This is a genomic window from Bradyrhizobium sp. Bra78, assembly GCF_024519855.1.
Classification (GTDB): Bacteria; Pseudomonadota; Alphaproteobacteria; order Rhizobiales; family Xanthobacteraceae; genus Bradyrhizobium; species Bradyrhizobium japonicum_G.
The window spans coordinates 694815-713293 of sequence record NZ_JALJRE010000002.1 but is presented as its reverse complement, the minus strand read 5'-3'; the positions used below and the strand labels follow the sequence as shown (position 1 = coordinate 713293).

Annotated in this window: 14 protein-coding genes; 3 read left to right on the top strand and 11 right to left on the bottom strand. The window is 64.5% G+C overall.

The window, feature by feature from the left end; translation table 11 throughout:
* Positions 1-122: 122 nt before the first annotated feature.
* A complete protein-coding gene (locus tag OC450_RS07325) occupies positions 123-2486 on the bottom strand; it encodes a transketolase (protein WP_262047544.1) in 2364 nt (787 codons plus the stop codon).
* Between the two features lie 133 nt (positions 2487-2619).
* Between OC450_RS07325 and OC450_RS07320 the strand changes: the two genes are divergently transcribed.
* Both OC450_RS07320 and ppk2 read left to right on the top strand, forming a co-directional pair.
* Positions 2620-3081: an Lrp/AsnC family transcriptional regulator gene (locus OC450_RS07320; RefSeq protein ID WP_014497003.1), complete on the top strand. Its 462-nt coding sequence runs from the start codon at positions 2620-2622 to the stop codon at positions 3079-3081.
* Between the two features lie 107 nt (positions 3082-3188).
* Positions 3189-4106: a polyphosphate kinase 2 gene (gene ppk2 / locus OC450_RS07315; RefSeq protein WP_262047543.1), complete on the top strand. Its 918-nt coding sequence runs from the start codon at positions 3189-3191 to the stop codon at positions 4104-4106.
* Positions 4107-4214: 108 nt separating this feature from the next.
* On the opposite strand, the gene OC450_RS07310 is transcribed toward ppk2, so the two are convergent.
* From OC450_RS07310 to OC450_RS07265, 10 genes are all read right to left on the bottom strand, one after another.
* Entirely contained in the window at positions 4215-5294 is a 1080-nt protein-coding gene (locus OC450_RS07310; RefSeq protein WP_262047542.1) for a zinc-binding dehydrogenase, read from the bottom strand.
* 60 nt (positions 5295-5354) lie between these two features.
* Complete coding sequence (locus tag OC450_RS07305) at positions 5355-6296, bottom strand: DMT family transporter (RefSeq protein ID WP_211383524.1); 942 nt, start codon at positions 6294-6296, stop codon at positions 5355-5357.
* 187 nt (positions 6297-6483) lie between these two features.
* Entirely contained in the window at positions 6484-7323 is an 840-nt protein-coding gene (locus OC450_RS07300; RefSeq protein WP_211382682.1) for an aldo/keto reductase, read from the bottom strand.
* A 324-nt stretch (positions 7324-7647) separates the two neighbouring features.
* Positions 7648-10353: a nitrate reductase gene (locus OC450_RS07295; RefSeq protein WP_262047541.1), complete on the bottom strand. Its 2706-nt coding sequence runs from the start codon at positions 10351-10353 to the stop codon at positions 7648-7650.
* Between the two features lie 14 nt (positions 10354-10367).
* Positions 10368-11585 carry an NAD(P)/FAD-dependent oxidoreductase gene (locus tag OC450_RS07290; RefSeq protein ID WP_211382680.1) on the bottom strand — a complete coding sequence of 406 codons (1218 nt, stop codon included), beginning with the start codon at positions 11583-11585 and terminating at the stop codon, positions 10368-10370.
* A gap of 10 nt (positions 11586-11595) precedes the next feature.
* Positions 11596-12024, bottom strand: a complete 429-nt coding sequence (locus OC450_RS07285) for a globin family protein (protein WP_211382679.1) — start codon at positions 12022-12024, stop codon at positions 11596-11598.
* 119 nt (positions 12025-12143) lie between these two features.
* Complete coding sequence (locus OC450_RS07280) at positions 12144-13535, bottom strand: MFS transporter (protein WP_211382678.1); 1392 nt, start codon at positions 13533-13535, stop codon at positions 12144-12146.
* A 340-nt stretch (positions 13536-13875) separates the two neighbouring features.
* Entirely contained in the window at positions 13876-14670 is a 795-nt protein-coding gene (locus tag OC450_RS07275; protein ID WP_262047540.1) for an ABC transporter ATP-binding protein, read from the bottom strand.
* A 13-nt stretch (positions 14671-14683) separates the two neighbouring features.
* Positions 14684-15580 (bottom strand): nitrate ABC transporter permease, encoded by an 897-nt coding sequence (gene ntrB / locus OC450_RS07270; RefSeq protein WP_262047539.1) that lies wholly within the window; start codon positions 15578-15580, stop codon positions 14684-14686.
* 58 nt (positions 15581-15638) lie between these two features.
* Positions 15639-16958, bottom strand: coding sequence for a CmpA/NrtA family ABC transporter substrate-binding protein (locus OC450_RS07265; protein ID WP_262047576.1), 1320 nt, complete (start codon positions 16956-16958; stop codon positions 15639-15641).
* Positions 16959-17631: 673 nt separating this feature from the next.
* Between OC450_RS07265 and OC450_RS07260 the strand changes: the two genes are divergently transcribed.
* Complete coding sequence (locus OC450_RS07260; protein WP_211382674.1) at positions 17632-18471, top strand: formate/nitrite transporter family protein; 840 nt, start codon at positions 17632-17634, stop codon at positions 18469-18471.
* Positions 18472-18479: the final 8 nt, after the last annotated feature.

Sequence of the window (18479 nt, the reverse complement as noted above, 5' to 3'; positions counted from 1 at the left end):
CCTCGGTCGTCATTCCGGGACGCGCCCTCTTGGCTCGGGCCCGGACTCCATACTCCCGATGGTGGCTATGGATTCCGGGCTCGCGCTTCGCGCGCCCCGGAATGACGACCCCGCTATTTCCATTACACTGCCATCTTCCGATGCAGCACCGGCGCGCCGGTGGTGAGACTTTCGGCCGCATCGATGATGGCGTTGGCGTCGATGCCGTAGTGGCGATAGAGGTCGGCGATGGTGCCGGTCTGGCCGAACTGCTCGACGCCGAGCGCCTCGACGCGGTGGCCGCGAACGCTGCCGAGCCAGCCGAGGGTTGCCGGATGGCCGTCGATCACGGTCACGATGCCGCAGTCGCGCGGCAGCGGCGCCAGCAGCTTTTCGATGTGGCTGAGATGCTGCACGCCGCGCCGATCGCGCCGCAATTTTCGCGCGGCGGTCCAGCCAGCATGCAGGCGATCGGCCGAGGTGATCGCGAGCAGGCCGATGTCGCGGCGGCTCTCGCCGATGAAGCCGGTCGCCTCGATCGCTTCGGGCGCCACCGCGCCGGTATAGGCGATCACGAGTTCGGCATTCGGGCCCGGCTTGCGCAGCCAATAGGCGCCGTCGGTGATGCCCTGCTCCAGCTCCGGCGTCATGATCCGCTGCGCCTGCTCGATGCTGCGCGTCGAGAGCCTCAAGTAAACGGAACCACCCTCGCCCGGATCGCGCTGCATGTGGTTGAAACCCCAACCCATGATCACTGCGAGCTCATCGACGAAGGCCGGCTCGAACGAGGCAAGGCCGTCCTGCGCCATGCCGATCAGCGGCGTCGCGATCGACTGGTGCGCGCCGCCTTCCGGTGCGAGCGTGATGCCGGACGGCGTCGCCGCCACCATGAAGCGGGCATCCTGATAGCAGGCGTAATTCAGCGCATCGAGCCCGCGCTCGATGAAGGGATCGTAGAGCGTGCCGACCGGCAGCAGCCGCTCGCCGTTGATCTGGTGCGACAGGCCGAGTGCGGAGAGCATGATGAACAGGTTCATCTCGGCGATGCCGAGCTCGAGATGCTGGCCCTTGGGCGAGAAGTCCCAGTTGAAGGTGGAGGGAATTTTCTCGCTGCGGAATAAATCCGCCTTCTCGCCGCGCGCGAACAGGCCGCGGCGGTTCACCCAGGGGCCGAGATTGGTCGAGACGGTGACGTCGGGCGAGGTCGTGACGATGCGGCTGGCGAGTTCACTGTCGTCGCGCGCGATCTCGTTCAGGACGAGGCCGAAGCCCTGCTGGGTCGACATCTGCGCCGATGGCTTGAACGCGAGCTGCGAGGGCACCTCGACCACGGGCGCGGTCAGCCGGCGGCCATCCTGGTTGAACGGCACGCGCGCGAGGAAGGCGTCGAGCTCGGCGGCATCCTGCGCGAGGCCCTCGTATCTGTCCCATTCGTGGCCCGGGCGGATATTCTGGCTCTCGCGATACTTCTCCATCTGCGCGACCGTCATCAGGCCGGCATGATTGTCCTTATGGCCCTGGAACGGCAGGCCGACGCCCTTGATGGTGTAGGCGATGAAGCAGACCGGGCGGTCGTGGTCGATGGATTCGAAGGCTTCCAGCATGCTCGCCATGTCGTGGCCGCCGAGATTCGACATCAGTGCCAGCAGCTCGTCGTCGCTGCGCTTGTCGATCAGCCTTGTGATCGGGCCCTGGTCGCCGATCTCGTCGTGCAGATGCTTGCGGAAGGCCGCGCCGCCCTGGAAGCACAGCGCCGCATAGAGTGCGTTCGGGCAATTGTCGATCCAGCGCTTCAACGCCTCGCCGCCGGGCTCGGCAAAGGCCTCGCGCATCAGGCGGCCGTATTTCACGATCACCACGTCCCAGCCGAAATTGCGGAACATGGTCTCGAATTTTTCCCAGAGCCCTTCGCGGACGACGGCATCGAGCGACTGCCTGTTATAGTCCACCACCCACCAGGTGTTGCGCAGGCCGTGCTTCCAGCCCTCCGCAAGCGCCTCGAAGATGTTGCCCTCGTCCATCTCGGCGTCGCCGACGAGCGCGATCATCCGCCCCTCGCGGCGATCCTTCATCCAGCCATGCGCCTTGACGTAGTCCTGCACCAGCGAGGCGAACAGCGTCTGCGCGACACCGAGGCCGACCGAGCCGGTCGAGAAGTCGACGTCGTCGACGTCCTTGGTGCGGGAAGGATAGGATTGCGCGCCCTTGAAGCCGCGGAAATTCTCCAGCTTGTCGCGGGTTTGGCGACCGAACAGATACTGGATGGCGTGAAACACCGGGCTCGCATGCGGCTTCACCGCGACGCGGTCCTCGGGCTTCAGCACGTGGAAATACAGCGCCGACATGATGGTTGCCAACGAGGCTGACGAGGCCTGGTGGCCGCCGACCTTCAGGCCGTCCGAGTTCGGGCGGATGTGGTTGGCGTGGTGGATGGTCCATGACGACAGCCACAGCGCCTTGCGGGCCAGCGCGGTCAGGGTTTCAAGGCGAGCGGACTCAACGGGCATGGCGATGCTCCGGAAAACAAGGCCCCGATCATACCCCTGCGGAGCGCGCCAAACTTCTCAATTTTTCGCGCCATACCCGCTGATATTGGGATAATTTACCAAAGCATGCCCACAAAATACAGGTTTCATCCCAATGCCGGACCTCGACGCCATCGACCGCAAGATCCTCGCCTTGCTCCAGAACGACAGCCGACTGACCATGCAGGAACTCGCCGACAAGGTCGGGCTCTCGGTCTCGCCCTGCCATCGCCGGGTCAAGCTGCTGGAGGAGCGCGGCGTGATCTCGCGCTACATCGCGACCGTCGACCAGAAGGCGCTGGGGCTGCATGTCAGCGTGTTCATCTCGATCAAGCTGGCGCGGCAGAAGGAGGAGGACCTCAACCGCTTCGCGCGCGCGATCTCGAAATGGGACGAGGTGCTGGAGTGCTATCTGATGACCGGCAACCGCGACTACCTGCTGCGCGTGGTCGCGGCCGACCTCGCGTCATACGAGACATTCCTGAAGACCAAGCTGACCCGGCTCGACGGCATCGCTTCGATCGAGTCGAGCTTTGCGCTGAGCCAGGTCAAATATTCGATCGCATTGCCGGTGTGACGGCTTGCCCGGCCCATTTCGGAACCGGCCGGCCGCCGGTGTCACATGGGCGCAATAAACCCCATCGATGGTCGTGGGGATTGGCACCCGAGCCGAGAGAATGACCCATGACCGCAGCCGATCGCCCCACCACCGCCATGCGCGAGCGCATCTACCAGGAAATGGCCGACAATCTCGACGAGGAGCTGGAGCTCGAGCTGGACGACAGCCGGCTCGACGAGCTCCTGGACGAGAACGACACGCTCAGTCCGACGGTGGATCGCAGGCTCTATTTCAAGGAGTTGCTGCGGCTCCAGGGCGAGCTCGTGAAGCTCCAGGACTGGGTGCAGAGCGAAAAGAAGAAGGTCGTCGTGCTGTTCGAGGGCCGCGACTCCGCCGGCAAGGGCGGCGTCATCAAGCGCATCACCCAGCGCCTCAATCCCAGGATCTGCCGCGTCGCCGCGCTGCCGGCGCCGAGCGAGCGCGAACGCACGCAATGGTACTTCCAGCGCTACGTCTCGCACCTGCCGGCCGGCGGCGAGATCGTGCTGTTCGACCGCAGCTGGTACAATCGCGCCGGCGTCGAGCGGGTGATGGGCTTCTGCTCCGAGGACGAGTACCAGGAGTTCTTCAAGACGGTGCCGGAGTTCGAGCGGTTGCTGATCCGCTCCGGCATCGTCCTGGTCAAGTACTGGTTCTCGATCACCGACGACGAGCAGCAGTTCCGCTTCAGCATGCGCATCAGGGATCCACTGAAGCAGTGGAAGCTGAGCCCGATGGACGTCGAGGCGCGCAGCCGCTGGGAGGCGTACACCAAGGCCAAGGAGACGATGCTGGAGCACACGCACCTGCCGGATTCGCCGTGGTGGATCGTGGATGCCGTGGACAAGAAGCGCGCCCGGCTCAACTGCATCGCTCACTTCCTGAGCCAGATGCCGTACCAGGAGGTCGCACGCGTGCCGGTGGTGCTGCCGCCGCGCGTCCGCAATCCGGACTATCACCGCGGCCCAATTCCGCCGGAGATGTACGTGCCGTCGAAGTACTGAAGAAGATCTCGCAGGGTGGGCAAAGGCGCGTAGCGCCGTGCCCACCATGCGTCCGCGCTTGTGATGGGAATGGCGGGCACGCTATGCTTTGCCCATCCTACAGGACCGTCACCGCCACGGCTGCACGATGATCTTGGTGTGCGCCTCGGGATTGGCGAGGTCGGCGAAGGCTTTTGCGACGCCATCGATGCCGATTTGCGCCGTCACCATCGCTGCCGCATCCACCTGCCCTTCGGCGATCAGGCGCAATGAAGCTGCGAACTCGTCCGGCGTGTAGCCGAGCACATACTGGACGTTGAGCTCCTTCATGATGCCGAGCATCGGCTCGCTTTTGTCGCTTTCCATGCAGACGCCGACCACGACGATCCTGGCATCGCGCGGCGCGCCCTCGTACACCTGCTGCAACAGTCCGGGCACGCCGACGCATTCGAAGATGATCGCGGGCTTGAGTGCGGGCAGCATCGCCTGCAGCGGCGGCCGCGCCGCCTTCTCGGCCTCGGACATCTGCGCATGCTCGGCCCAGGTCGCATAGGGCTGCGACACTTTTGGATCGACCACGATATCGGCGCCGAGCCTGGCCGCGAGGGCGCGCCGCGCCGGCGAATAGTCGGCGGCGACGATCGGATGCAGGCCCCTGATCCTGAGCGCCGCGATCACCGCCAGCCCGACCGGACCGCAGCCGATCACGAGCGGCACTTCGCCACCGCTTATGTTGGCTTTCGCCACGGCGTGGACGCCGACGGCGAGAGGCTCGGTCAGCGCGGCATGTTCGGGCGCAAGTCCATTGGGTACTTCGAGCAGCAGCGGCTCGCTGAGCAGCATCGCCGCGGCATAGCCGCCGACATTGTCGTTGGAATAGCCGATGCCTTCGATGCCCTGCGGCGTCACGAGCGCTGGCAGCGAGCAGACGCGTGTGCCGGGCTTCAGCTTGCGCGCGGTGCCGGGGCCGTAGTCGACGATCTCGCAGCAGAACTCGTGGCCGAACACGACGTCGCGGGTGAGGTCCATCGGCTTGCGCCCGGTCTTTCGCGCCATCTCCACCATGCGATGGGCGTGCTGGCGCGCGTGCAGGTCGGAGCCGCAGATGCCGCAGGCGAGCGTCTTGACCAGCACCTGGCCGTTGCCCGGCGTCGGCTCGGCCATTTCGTCGACGATAATCTCACCGTTCCTGAAGATCGCAGCGCGCATCCGGCTCCTCCCGTGTTGTTGGAGCCGTTGATAGCACGAAGCGGAAGCCGTGATATTGCGTCAGGCGTTTGGGGAACGCTCTTCCAGCACCAGGAGCTGGGCACGGCGGACGCGCTCGCGGTGGGCGATGTAGAGACCGCTGGCGACGATGAAGGCCGCACCCACGACGGTCCAGACATCAGGCACTTCGCCGAAGATGAAGAAGCCCAGAATGCTGACCCAGAGCAATTGCGTGTAGGAGAACGGCGCCAGCACCGAGGCATCGCCGTAGCGATAGGCCAACACGATGATCCACTGGCCGACGGTCGAGGCAACGCCGATCACGATGCCAAGCCCGATTGCAGTCCAGGTCGGCGTCACCCAGACGAACGGCACCATCACGCTGAGGATCGCAAGACCGGTGAGCGCGGAATAGGCCATGGTGGTGAGGACGGCTTCGCGGCCGCTCATCATGCGCGTCAGGATCAGCGCCGCGGCCCAGCAGAATGCCGAGATGATCGGGAAGAACGCGGCGACGTGAAACGCGCTGGAGCCCGGCCGCAGGATGATCAGCACGCCCGTCAGGCCGATCGCGGTCGCGATCCAGCGGCGCATACCGACCTTCTCGCTCAGGAAGACGATCGACAGCGCGGTGACGAACAGCGGCGAGACGAAGCCGGTCGCGGACGCTTCCGCGATGGGGAGGAAGCTCAGGCCCGTTATGAAGAACAGCGAGGAGCCGAGCAGCGCGGCACCGCGCATCAGTTGCAGGCCGAGGCGCTCGGTGCGCATCGCATGCAGCGGCGAGCCCGGCAGCATCACCGGCGTGAACATCAGCGCGAACGTCACGAAGCGGATCCAGGTGATCTCGATCGACGGCAGGCTCGTCGACAGATATTTCGCGGTGACGTCGGAGCAACCTAGAAAGATCGTCGACAGCAGCACAAGCGCGATGCCCTTGAAGGGATGATCGACGCGCGCAGGAGCACGACGGCCGACGCTCTTCTTCTCGGGCATGGGCACGGAAATACTGTCGAGCCTAACGGCTGCGGCGGGCGGCGGAGTCACGGCTGGAACTCTGGAAAATGCGAATCGGGGACGGCCTTAAAAAACGACAAATGCGCCGGTTTCACAACTTCCGAAAACAGGATGCCGATATGCGCTGAGGTCCGCGCGCGTCAATACTCCGTTAATTTGCCCGTTTGCTGCACTACAGCATTGGCAGGCCGCGCGGCTTCGGACCGCGCGGAAACGCCGCATCCAGCGCAGCAATCTCCTCTTTCGTCAGCATGAGATCGCCGGCCGCGGCATTTTCGCCGGCGTGTTCCGAAGACGATGCCTTCGGGATCGCGAACACCGTAGTCGCACGGGTGAGGAAGCTCAGCGCGACCTGACGCGGTGTCGCACGACGCGCCTCTGCGATGCGCGCCAGCACGGCGCCGCCCTTGCTGCCATCAGCTGGGAAATCGTCATGACCGAACGGCGAATAGGCGACCACGGCGACACCATGCTGCGCGCACCACGGGATCACCGCATGCTCGATCGCGCGTTCCTTCAGATGATAGAGCACCTGGTTGCAGGCGATCCGGCCTTCGCCGGCGACATCGAGCATCTCGTCGAGATCGTCTGCGTCGAAATTGGAGACGCCCCACGATTTGATCTTGCCAGCCTTCACCAGCTCTTCGAAGGCGGCCACGGTGTCTTCCTGCGGATAGGAACCGCGCCAGTGCAGCAGATAGCAATCGAGACGATCGGTCTTCAGCCGCTTCAGCGAGCGCTCGCACGCGGTGATGGTTCCGCGCCGCGAGGCGTTGCTCGGCAGCACCTTTGAAACCAGGAACACGTCGTCGCGCCGGCCCGCGATCGCATCGGCTATGACGAGTTCCGCATCGCCATACATTTCAGCGGTATCGATATGGGTCATGCCGAGATCGAGTCCGCGCTGAAGCGCAGCGATGGCGCGTTTGCGGTCGCCGTGGTCGAGATACCAGGTGCCCTGCCCGATGACGGAGACGTTGGCGCCGGTCTTGCCGAAGGCATGTGTGTTCATGTTCGTCTCCGAAATCTATGTCGTCCTGGCGAAAGCCAGGACCCATTACCACAGGGAGATGTTGCCGCAGTAGATGGTGGCGGCGGTGCGCTTCAGCAACTGATCGGGGCAATGGGTGGACGACGACGGAAAGATAGGAAGCACGCCTCCATCAACCCCGTCGTTACGAGCGCCCTGTCCGCCGTAGCTCGAAGAGCGAAGGCGGAGGCGAAGCAACCCAGACTGCCCACCGCGGAGGAACTCCGGATTGCTTCACGGAGCCCGTCATCGGGCCGCGCTTCGCGCGGACCCGTTGGCTCGCAATGACGACGGCGAGAGCAGCGCCTAGCCCGCGGCGCCCGCGAGCTTGGCCTGCTTCACCGGCGCAACCTCCGTCGTTGCGATCAGGCGCTTCAGCTCCGGGATGCAGGAGCCGCAATTGGTGCCGGCCTTGAGCTTTGCGCCGATCTCGGCGGCCGTGCGGGCGCCTGCGACGATGGTGTCGCAGATGGTGCCGCGGCCGATGCCGAAGCAGGCGCAGACGACGGGACCCGTCGAAGCTGCGCCCTCGCTGGACTTGCCGGACAGCAGCATGCGGCGCTGCTCGTCGGTGACGTGGTCGGCCACGAACAGGCTCTTCACCACCTCCCAATCGCCGGCATCATGCGCGGGGCCGACGAACAGGCAGGTCTCGATGCGGTCGCCCACAAACGACGCCGCGCGGTAGACGCCGCCGCCGAAATCGCGATAGTCGGCGACGTCCTCGCCGGCAACGCTGTCGAGCCAGGCCGGCCAGCGCGACAGATCCGCATTGTCGGCGAACAGATAGCCGAAGCCGCCGCTCACGGTGACGCGGGTCCACATCAGGTTCGGCGGCAGATCGAGCTGCTTGCGCGACAGCGCAAAGCCGCGGAAGACGTATTCATACGGTGCGATCGCGGCCGGCGTCGCCTTGGATTCCGGTTGCCCCGAGAACGGATCGGTGAACGGTGCGACCAACGCGCCGACGCGGCCGTGCGAGGCATTCATCGCGCTCCAGTGGATCGGCGCGAACAGCGTGCCGCGCTGCTGGCGGTCGCTGACGACGACCTTCAGGATGCACTGGCCGTAATCGGTGGTGATACGGGCGAAGCCGTCATGGGCGATGCTGTATTTGCTGGCGTCGTCGGGATGAATCTCGACGAACGGCTCGGGCAGATGCGCGCCCAGCCGCTGGCTGAGGCCCGTGCGGGTCATGGTGTGCCACTGGTCGCGGATGCGGCCAGTGTTGAGCCGCAGCGGCCGCGACGGCCCGGTCTCGCCGCGCAGCGCCGGCACTTCCGGCGCGACGAAACGGCCCTTGCCGTCATTGGTGAAGAAGCCGCCGCCGGCAAAGAAGCGCTCGCCCGGTGCCTCGCCTTCGCGGGCAGGCCACTGCACGGGGTCCAAGGCGTCGAACCCATCATCGGACAGCGCAGTGAGCGCGCCGATATCGAAGTCGCGGCTGCCATTGTTCTCGAACGCCGAGAGCGCCGCGTGCTCGCGGAAAATATCCGCGGCGGATTTGTAATTGAAGCTGTCGCCGAAGCCGAGACGTTTGGCGGTCTCGCTGAGAATCCACCAGTCCGGCCGCGCCTCGCCCGGTGCCGGCAGGAACGAGCGCTGGCGCGAGATGCGGCGCTCGGAGTTGGTGACGGTGCCCGACTTCTCGCCCCAGGCAAGCGCCGGCAGCAGCACATGCGGGCCGGCCTCGACCGTGTCGTTGGAGAGCACGTTCTCGGAGATCACGAACAGCTCGAGCTTCTTCAGCGCTTCGCGCACGAAGTCGGCGTCGGGCAACGACACCGCCGGATTGGTGCCCATCACCCACAGCGCCTTGACCTCGCCGCGATTGATGGCCTCGAACAGCTGTACCGCCTTCAATCCCTCATGGGTGGCGATGCGCGGCGCCTTCCAGAATCGCCTGACACGGTCGATGTCGGGCGGCGTGAAGTTCATGTGCGCGGCGAGCTGGTTGGCGAGGCCGCCGACCTCGCGGCCGCCCATCGCGTTGGGCTGGCCGGTGAGCGAGAACGGCGAGGCGCCGGGCTTGCCGATACGGCCCGTGGCAAGATGGCAGTTCAGGATCGCGTTGACCTTGTCTGTCCCCTGCGCCGACTGGTTGACACCCTGCGAATAGAGCGTCACGACGCGCGGCGTGTCGCGGAACATCTTGAAGAAGGTCGCGATGTCCTGCTCGGACAGCCCCGTCGCCAGCGCAGTCGCGGTGACGCTGCCGGCGATGTTGCGTGCGCGCGCCAGCGCGTCGTCGAAGCCCGAGGTGTATTGCGCGATGTAGTCCTGATCGAGCGCACCATGGTCGACGAGATGCACGAACAGGCCGCAGAACAGCGCGGTGTCGGTGCCGGGCTTGAGACCGAGAAAAAGGTCGACGTCCGTGGCGGTATCGGTGCGGCGCGGATCGATCACGATCATGCGCGCACCGCGCTCCTGCCGGTTCTTCAGCATGCGCTGGAACAGCACCGGATGGCACCAGGCCGCGTTCGAGCCGACGAACACGAGCAAATCGGCCTCGTCGAGATCCTCATAGCAGCCGGGCACGGTGTCGGCGCCGAAGGCGCGGCGATGACCGGCGACCGAGGACGACATGCAGAGCCGCGAATTGGTGTCGACATTGGCGGTGCCGACAAAGCCCTTCATCAGCTTGTTGGCGACGTAATAGTCTTCGGTCAGGAGCTGGCCGGAGAGATAGAACGCGACCGCGTCGGCGCCGTCGCGCGCGACGATGTGCTGCATGCGATGGGCGATGTGGTCAAGCGCATCGCTCCAGGCAACGCGCTCGAGCGCGCCCTTGCAGCGGATCATCGGATAGAGCAGACGGCTTTCCAGCCCGACGGTCTCGCCGAGCGCGGACCCCTTCGAGCACAGCCGGCCGAAATTGGCGGGATGATCGGGATCGCCGACGACCGCCGCGCCGCCCCTGCCGTCGGGGGTCGCCAGCACGCCGCAGCCGACGCCGCAATAGGGACAGGTCGTCTTGGTGGTGCGGAGCGTGGGATCGATCGCTGTCATATCAACCCGCCTTGTCAAGCCGCCTTGGAAGGACGCGCCAGCGCGCGGCCGAACATCATGTCGGTACGGATCGCCGTCACCTTGTCGCGATTGCGGATCAGCTCGAGATACCAGAGCGCATCGACGGTATCGCCGATCAGCACGGCGCCGGTGAGCCGGCCGTCGGCAATGACGAGTTTCTTGTAGGTGCCGCGCCTGCGATCTGACAGCACGAGGCTCTCGCTGCCCTCCCCGCCCATGAAATCGCCGGCCGAGAACACGCTGACGCCCGACACCTTCAGATTGGTCGAGACCACGCTGCCCGGATAGGCGGCGGGCCGACCGGCAAGATGCCGCGCCAGCACGCGCGCCTGCTCGTAGGCGGGCTCGACCAGGCCGTAGCAGGTGCCGCGATGCTCGGCACATTCGCCGAGGGCGTAGATGTCCGGCGAGGCGGTCTGCATCTCGTCGTTGACGACGATGCCGCGGTTGACCGCGATACCGGCATCCCTGGCAAGCGCCACATTCGGCCTGATGCCGGCGGCGAAGATGACCGCATCGGCCTCGATACGCGTGCCGTCGGCAAGTTCGACGGCCTCGACGTGACGTTCGCCATGGATACGGGCAGTCGATGCATCGAGCAGGATGCGGATGCCCTTGCGCTCGACCAGCGTCTTCAGCAGATCGGCCGCGGGCGCATCGAGCTGACGCTCCATCAGCCGGTCCATCAGGTGCAGCAGCGTCACCGGGGCGCCGGCCTTGGCAAGACCGTAAGCCGCTTCAAGCCCGAGCAGACCGCCGCCGACCACGACGACGCGTTTCCTGGCCGCGGCGAGCGTCAGCAGCAGATCGACATCGCGGGTGTCGCGAAAAGTGTGCACGCCGGCAAGATCGGCGCCCGGCACGTTGAGCCGCAGCGGGGTCGAGCCTGTGGCGAGCACGAGCTTGGAATATTCCATGCTTTCTTCGCCTTCGATCTTGAGCTCGCGGCGGCCGGTGTCGATCTCGGTGACGCGATAGCCGTAACGTACCGTGACGCCGCGATGGCGCCACCAGTCGGCCGGCCGCAGCTCGATCTCGTGCGAGCCGGTCTCGCCGGCCAGCACGGAGGAGAGCAGCACGCGATTGTAAGCGAGCCGCGGCTCTTCGCCGATCACGGCGACCGCGTAGCGGCCGAGCGCGGTCTTGGCGAGCTCGTCGACCAGACGCGCGGCCGCCATACCGTTGCCGACGATGACCAGCGGTTCACTCACAAGGCATCTCCTATTCGGCAGCCTGCGCCTTGGCGCCATAGGCTTCGGACATCATGTAGCCGGACAGCACGCCATAGGCATCGGTCCAGGCCGTGGCGAGTTCGGGCGTCCAGGCTTCGCCGAGCCCCTTCTCCAGGGTCCACAGCAAGGTCGCGCCGACCACGGGATAGTGCTCGGCCTTGGCGCCATAGGCGACGTGACGCTTGGCGAGCGCCGAGGCCGCGGGAAGAATCGAGTCCAGGTTCGACAGGCCGCCGACGACGGCGGCGAGCATGCCCATCAGCTTCTTGCGCTGCTCGGTCATGTCCTCGGGAAACATCGCACGCACGGACGGCGCCACCTCGAACAGGCGGTCGTAGAACAGCACCGCGGCCGTTTCCGATATCGGCGCGACCTTGGCGAAGCTCTGCTGGACGAGGGTGATCTGTTCTGGCGTCATGATATTCTCCTGCCTGTTGGGTTTGCCTTGGTGCGCGCCATTGCGAACCAGGTTCATGGTCAAACTGTCGGGCAATGCTTCTCCCCGCGTACGGGGAGAAGCGAGATTCGTACCAAGCGTTACACCCTTGCTCCAGCAAGGCTTGGCGCGCCTTCGCCCTGCGGGCTGCGACGCAGGTAGAACCACCAGGTCAGTGCGAGGCAGGAGGCGTAGAAGCCGAGATAGATCGCCAGCGCGAGCTGCGGGCCGCCGGTCAGCGCGATCGACTTGCCGAAGCCGCTCGGGATCAGATAGCCGCCGACGGCGCCGACCGCGCCGATGAAGCCGACCGCCGCGCCGCTCTCGATGCTCGCCGTCTTCAACGCGATCGCGCGCTCCGCATCGCCCTTGCCACGCACCCTGAACAAATTCTGCTCGCGGAAGATCGAGGGGATCATGCGGTAGGTCGAGCCGTTGCCGATGCCCGTCGTCACGAACAGGATCAGGAACATCGACAGGAAGCCGATGAAATCCTTCTGCCCGACGAAGTAGAGCACGCCGACCGTGGCGCCTGCCATCACGATGAAATTCCAGAACGTGATGACCGAGCCGCCGATCCTGTCGGCGAGCCAGCCGCCGAACGGGCGCGACAGCGAGCCGACCAGCGGCCCCAGGAACGCGATCGCGATCGTGACTTGCGGGAACTGGGTCTTGATCAGCAGCGGAAACGCGGCCGAGTAGCCGATGAAGGATCCGAACGTGCCGATATAGAGATATGCCATGATCCAGGTGTGCCTGCGCTTGACCACCGCGAGCTGGTTCCTGATCGACGACTTCGCCGTGGTCAGGTTGTTCATGAAGAACACCGCGCCGAACACCGCGATCGCGATCGGCAGCACCCACATCAGGCCGGCGTTCTGAAGGAACACGCCGTCGACCGGAGTGGCCTGGAACAGGTTGATGACCGCGAGCGTCATCAGGATCGGGGTCAGCAGCTGCACGCTGGAGACGCCGATATTGCCGCCGGCTGCGTTGAGGCCCAGCGCCCACCCCTTCATCTTGTCGGGGAAGAAGAACGAGATGTTGGTCATGCTGGAGGCGAAATTGCCGCCGCCGAGACCGGCGGTCGAGGCGATCAGCAGCATCAGCCAGAACGGCGTATCCGGCTGGCTCACGAAATAGGCGAGCGAGAGCGTCGGGATGAACAGGATCGCCGCGCTGAAGATGGTCCAGTTGCGGCCGCCGAACGTCGTCACCGCGAAGGTGTAGGGAAAGCGCATCAACGCGCCGATCAGGCCCGGCACGGCGACGAGCTGGAACAGCTGGTCGGTGGTGTAATGGAAGCCCGCCTGCGGCAGCTTCGTGGTGACGATGCTCCAGATCAGCCAGACCGAAAAGCCGATATGCTCGGCCACGATCGACCAGATCAGGTTGCGTCGCGCGATGGTCTTGCCGGTCGCATTCCAGAACGCCTCATCTTCGGGGCGCCAGTCAGAAATCCAGGTTTGATTTCCAGTCGGACTCTTGGTCATTGAAGAATATCCCTTCCAGTCTCACCGCTGCGTCGTTGCAGGCTCAGCCTCCGGCCACGGAGGCGCGCTCCGGGGCTTCATCCCGGTGGCGAGTTACGATGCTGATTGATGATGTTGAGGGACGTCGTCGTTGGCGTCGCGCTAAAGCATTTCAATTTCCGTGCCAGTTGCGCGTTATCGGGAAATACAGGGAATTCAGAGGCTTGTTCGAATTGCCCGAAATGTTTGCAGGCCAATTTCGCATGCAAATTTTGCGATTCGCTCAATCCTTGTGCGACGCACAAGGATTGAGCTTGGTGGCTTCGAATTAGGCGCGGCGTTTCACGCGTTAACGACGCGTTTACGCGGCCTCGACGAAGCGATGGCGCTCGTAGAGGAATTCGAGCACGCGCTGCCGGCACTTCAGATAGGTGGTGTTGGTCGCGAGCTCGAGCCGCTTGCGCGGGCGCGCGAGCGGCACCTCCAGCACCTCGCCGATACGCGCGCTCGGCCCGTTCGTCATCATGACGATGCGGTCGGACAGCAGCACGGCCTCGTCGACGTCGTGGGTGATCATCAGAATGGTGTTGCCGAGCTTCTGATGCAGCGCCATCACCGAGTCCTGGAGATGCGCACGGGTCAGCGCGTCGAGCGCACCGAACGGCTCGTCGAGCAGCAGCACTTTTGGCTCCATCGCCAGCGCGCGGGCGATGCCGACGCGCTGCTTCATGCCGCCGGAGACTTCCGAGGGCCGCTTGTCCTTGGCATGGGCCATCTGCACGAGGTTGAGATTGTGCATGACCCAGGCGTCGCGCTCGGCGCGGGTCTTGGTCCTGGCGAAGACCTTGTCGACGCCGAGCCTGACGTTCTCGTACACCGTGAGCCACGGCAGCAGGCTGTGGTTCTGGAACACCACCGCGCGATCCGGCCCCGGCGAGTTCACCTCGCGGTTCTCGAGCAGCACGCCGCCGGTGGTGGCGTTGGTCAGTCCCGCGATAATGTTGAGCAGGGTCGACTTGCCGCAACCGGAATGGCCGATGATCGAGACGTATTCGCCCTTCTCGATGGTGAGGTTGATGTCCTTCAGCACCTCCGTGGAAGCGGCGCCGCGGGTAAAGACCTTGTCGATATGGTCGAGCTTCAGATAGGCGGTCATGGGCCCTCTCCTCTCAGTTCTGCGCGGTGCCGCGGGTGACGACCTTGCCGAGACCCGCGATCAGGCGGTCGAGCACGAAGCCGATGATGCCGACATAGAACAGCGCCAAAATGATCTCGCTGATATGCGAGGAATTCCAGGCGTCCCAGATGAAGAAGCCGATGCCGACGCCGCCGATCAGCATTTCCGCGGCAACGATCGCGAGCCAGGACAGGCCGATGCCGATGCGGAGTCCCGTGAAGATGTAGGGCGCGGCGGCCGGGATCATGATCTTGGAGAAGAACTCGAGCGGGTTGAGCTGCACCACCGCGGCGACGTTGCGATAGTCCTGCGGGATGTTGCGGATGCCGACCGCAGTGTTGATGATGATCGGCCAGATCGAGGTGATGAAGATGACGAAGATCGCAGACGGCTGGCCGTCGCGGAACGCCGCGAGCGACAGCGGCAGCCAGGCGAGCGGCGGGATCGTGCGCAGCACCTGGAACAGCGGATCGAGCCCGCGCATCGCCCAGACCGATTGCCCGACCAGGACGCCGAGCGCGATGCCGGCGATGGCAGAGAGCGAATAGCCGAGCGCGACGCGCTGGAGACTGGCGGAGAGGTGCCAGAACAGACCCTTGTCGATGCCGCCATGGTCGAAGAACGGGTCGAGGATCAATTCCCTGGTGTCCTTGAACACCTTTGACGGCGGCGGCAGCGCCGAGCCGGCGCGGCGGCAGACCAGCTCCCATACCAGCATGAGCAGCGCGACCACGACCAGCGGCGGGATGACGCGCACGGCGGTCTCCCGCGCCATCCGCGCGTAAGTCTCCGAACGCGGCGGCCGCTTCGGTGTCATCGCGACGACCGGCGCGGCCGCGCCGGCGGGCTTTGCGGTCTCAATGTCCATCTTCGTGGCAGGCATGTTCATCGCAATCTCTCCGGCTTCAAAAGACGATGCGGCCGCCCGAAGGCGGCCGCTGGCTCCATCAGACTTCGACGCGCTTGATCGCGAGCGACTTCAGATAAGCAGCCGGGTTTTCCGGATCGAACACCTTGCCGTCGAAGAATGTCTCCTTGCCGCGCGAGGTGGAGGTCGGAATCTCGGCGCTCGCGACGCCGAGCGCCTTGGCCGCGTCGCGCCACATGTCCTCGCGGTTGACCTTGGCGATCAGCGCCTTGGTGTCGAAATTCGCCTCGTACTTGCCCCAGCGGATGTCCTCGGTGAGGAACCAGAGGTCGTGGCTCTGGAACGGGTAGGAGGCGAAGTCGCGCCAGTACTTCATGATGTGCGGGGAGTTCTCCACCACCTTTCCGGGGATGCCGTAGTCGAACTTGCCGGCGGTGCGGTCGAGCACGTCTTCGACCGGGCAGTTCATCCACTGCCGCTTGCCCATGATGGCGGCGAGCTCGGCCTTGTTCTCAGCCTTGTCCGCCCATTGCTGGGCTTCCATCACCGCCATCAGCAGCGCCTTTGCCGCCTTGGGGTATTTGTCGACGAAGGCGGCGCGCATGCCGAAGGATTTTTCCGGATGCTTGTTCCAGAGCTCGCCGGTCGTGATCGCGGTGTAGCCGATGTTCTGATGGATCAGTTGCAGGTTCCAGGGCTCGCCGACGCAGAAGCAGTCCATCGTGCCGACCTTCATGTTCGCTACCATCTGCGGCGGCGGCACCACGATGGTCTCGATGTCCTTGTCCGGATCGATGCCGCCGGCGGCGAGCCAGTAGCGGATCCAGAGGTCATGGGTGCCGCCGGGGAAGGTCATCGCCGCCTTCACGGCCTTGCCGGAAGCCTTCTTCTTCTCCAGCGCCGCCTTGAAGGGCGATGCATCGACCCCGAGCTTCAGGTCGGCATATTCATTGGCGACCGAGATGCACTGGCTGTCGAGATTGAGCCGCGCCAAAATGTACATCGGTGTCGGCTGGTTGTTCTGCGTGACCTTTCCGGCCGAGATCAGATACGGCATCGGAGTGAGGATATGCGCACCGTCGATGCCGTTGCCTTCGGAGCCGAGCACGAGATTGTCGCGCGTGGTGCCCCAGGAGGCCTGCTTCTGCACGTCGGTGTCGGGCATGCCGTATTTGGCGAACAGGCCCTTGTCCTTGGCGACGAAGAGCGGGCCAGCATCGCTCAGCGCGATGAAGCCGAGCTTGGCACCCTTGACCTCGGGGCCGGCGTCCTGCGCGAACGCGCCGGCGGGGAAATTCAGCTTGGCGGCGGCAAGAAGAGCGGCCGTGCTGCCAGTGGCCTTCAACAATTGACGGCGGCTGAGGCCAGTATCCGAAGGCCGGCGAATGCGCTTGGTCATGCTGGTGTCGTCCTTTGCGTCGTTGCGAATGATTGCGTCAGTGCGCACGAGCAGCCCGTCCGTCCGTGGCGCCAGAAAAGGGCGCGTGCGAACGCGTGACGGGGGGTCCCCCGTCTGGTGGCGTCAGCAAAATCGGATGAGAAGTCTCGCGGGACGGCTTCAATGGCGTCGGCATGGAACCATTCAAGCTTCGTGCCAAGCGCGGTGTCGCCGAAAACGTTTAAAGATCAATAGCTTCTGAACAGCGTGAAGCCTGTCGCAGGCATTTTCCGCTCGCGAAATTTGCGGCCTGCTCAATACTTGTGCGTCGCACAAGAGTTGTGCAATCGCTCAAGCAAAAGGCCGCACTGCTCGCAAAAGCCGGATCATGAAAATCTATATCATATTGATATTGCTTGATTTTTCTGAGGTCTGCACACGGCACGCGACTTGCATTTAAATTCACGTCAACGAAGACTGCGGCTTGACCGCAATGTTGCAGCCTCTGGCGGCTGCAGCCCGGAAGCTCACCTGCTTCGCGGCCTTTCCCGGCTCTGTCGTTGTGACGCGATTCCCAAGGCTTCCAACCTTCCATAGCCCTCGTGCGCGGCAGAGCTGTCCGCACGGCCCAATGACGTTCAGCCACGCTCTCCAGGGCGTGCCGATCTCACTTACGAAGCAAAAGGAACCATTGATGTCGTATCTCGCGCCTTCGGAATTCGTCACCAAGATGGTGGATGCGGGCGAATCCAAGATCTTCATGTCCACCCGGGATACCATCATTCGGGCCTACATGGCCGGCGCCATCCTCGCGCTCGCTGCCTGGTTCGCCGTCACCATCAACGTGAACACGGGCCAGCCGATCATCGGCGCGTTGCTGTTCCCGGTCGGATTCTCGATGCTCTATTTGTTGGGCTTCGACCTTTTGACCGGCGTGTTCGTGCTGGCGCCGCTGGCGCTGATCGACAAGCGCCCCGGCGTTACCGTCGGCGGCGTATTGCGGAACTGGGGTCTTGTCTTCATCGGCAATTTCGCGGGCGCCCTTACGGTGGCCTTCATGATGGCCTTCGTCACGACTTTCGGCTTCACGCAGGACCCGGACAAGGTCGGCGCGGCGATCGGCAATATCGGCGAAGGCCGAACGCTCGGCTATGCAGCGCACGGCGCGGCCGGCATGGCGACGCTGTTCATTCGCGGCATGCTCTGCAACTGGATGGTCTCGACCGGTGTCGTCGGCGCCATGATCTCGACGTCGGTCCCCGGCAAGGTCATCGCGATGTGGATGCCGATCCTGGTGTTCTTCTACATGGTGTTCGAGCATTCCGTCGTGAACATGTTCCTGTTCCCGTCGGGGCTGATGCTCCACGCCAAGTTCTCGATCATGGACTACTTCATCTGGAACGAGATCCCGACCGTGCTGGGTAACCTCGTGGGCGGTCTCGCCTTCACCGGCATGACGCTCTACGCCACGCACGTCATGACCCTGCCGAAGCGCCAGCCCGGCAAGGCCACGCATCCCCGCGTCGCGGCCTGATCAAACAA

Coding starts and splice junctions, on each gene's coding strand:
- OC450_RS07325 (WP_262047544.1), bottom strand. CDS start 2,486: ATGCCCGTTGAGTCCGCTCGCCTTGAAACCCTGACCGCGCTGGCCCGC.
- OC450_RS07320 (WP_014497003.1), top strand. CDS start 2,620: ATGCCGGACCTCGACGCCATCGACCGCAAGATCCTCGCCTTGCTCCAG.
- ppk2 (WP_262047543.1), top strand. CDS start 3,189: ATGACCGCAGCCGATCGCCCCACCACCGCCATGCGCGAGCGCATCTAC.
- OC450_RS07310 (WP_262047542.1), bottom strand. CDS start 5,294: ATGCGCGCTGCGATCTTCAGGAACGGTGAGATTATCGTCGACGAAATG.
- OC450_RS07300 (WP_211382682.1), bottom strand. CDS start 7,323: ATGAACACACATGCCTTCGGCAAGACCGGCGCCAACGTCTCCGTCATC.
- OC450_RS07295 (WP_262047541.1), bottom strand. CDS start 10,353: ATGACAGCGATCGATCCCACGCTCCGCACCACCAAGACGACCTGTCCC.
- OC450_RS07285 (WP_211382679.1), bottom strand. CDS start 12,024: ATGACGCCAGAACAGATCACCCTCGTCCAGCAGAGCTTCGCCAAGGTC.
- OC450_RS07280 (WP_211382678.1), bottom strand. CDS start 13,535: ATGACCAAGAGTCCGACTGGAAATCAAACCTGGATTTCTGACTGGCGC.
- OC450_RS07275 (WP_262047540.1), bottom strand. CDS start 14,670: ATGACCGCCTATCTGAAGCTCGACCATATCGACAAGGTCTTTACCCGC.
- ntrB (WP_262047539.1), bottom strand. CDS start 15,580: ATGAACATGCCTGCCACGAAGATGGACATTGAGACCGCAAAGCCCGCC.
- OC450_RS07265 (WP_262047576.1), bottom strand. CDS start 16,958: ATGACCAAGCGCATTCGCCGGCCTTCGGATACTGGCCTCAGCCGCCGT.
- OC450_RS07260 (WP_211382674.1), top strand. CDS start 17,632: ATGTCGTATCTCGCGCCTTCGGAATTCGTCACCAAGATGGTGGATGCG.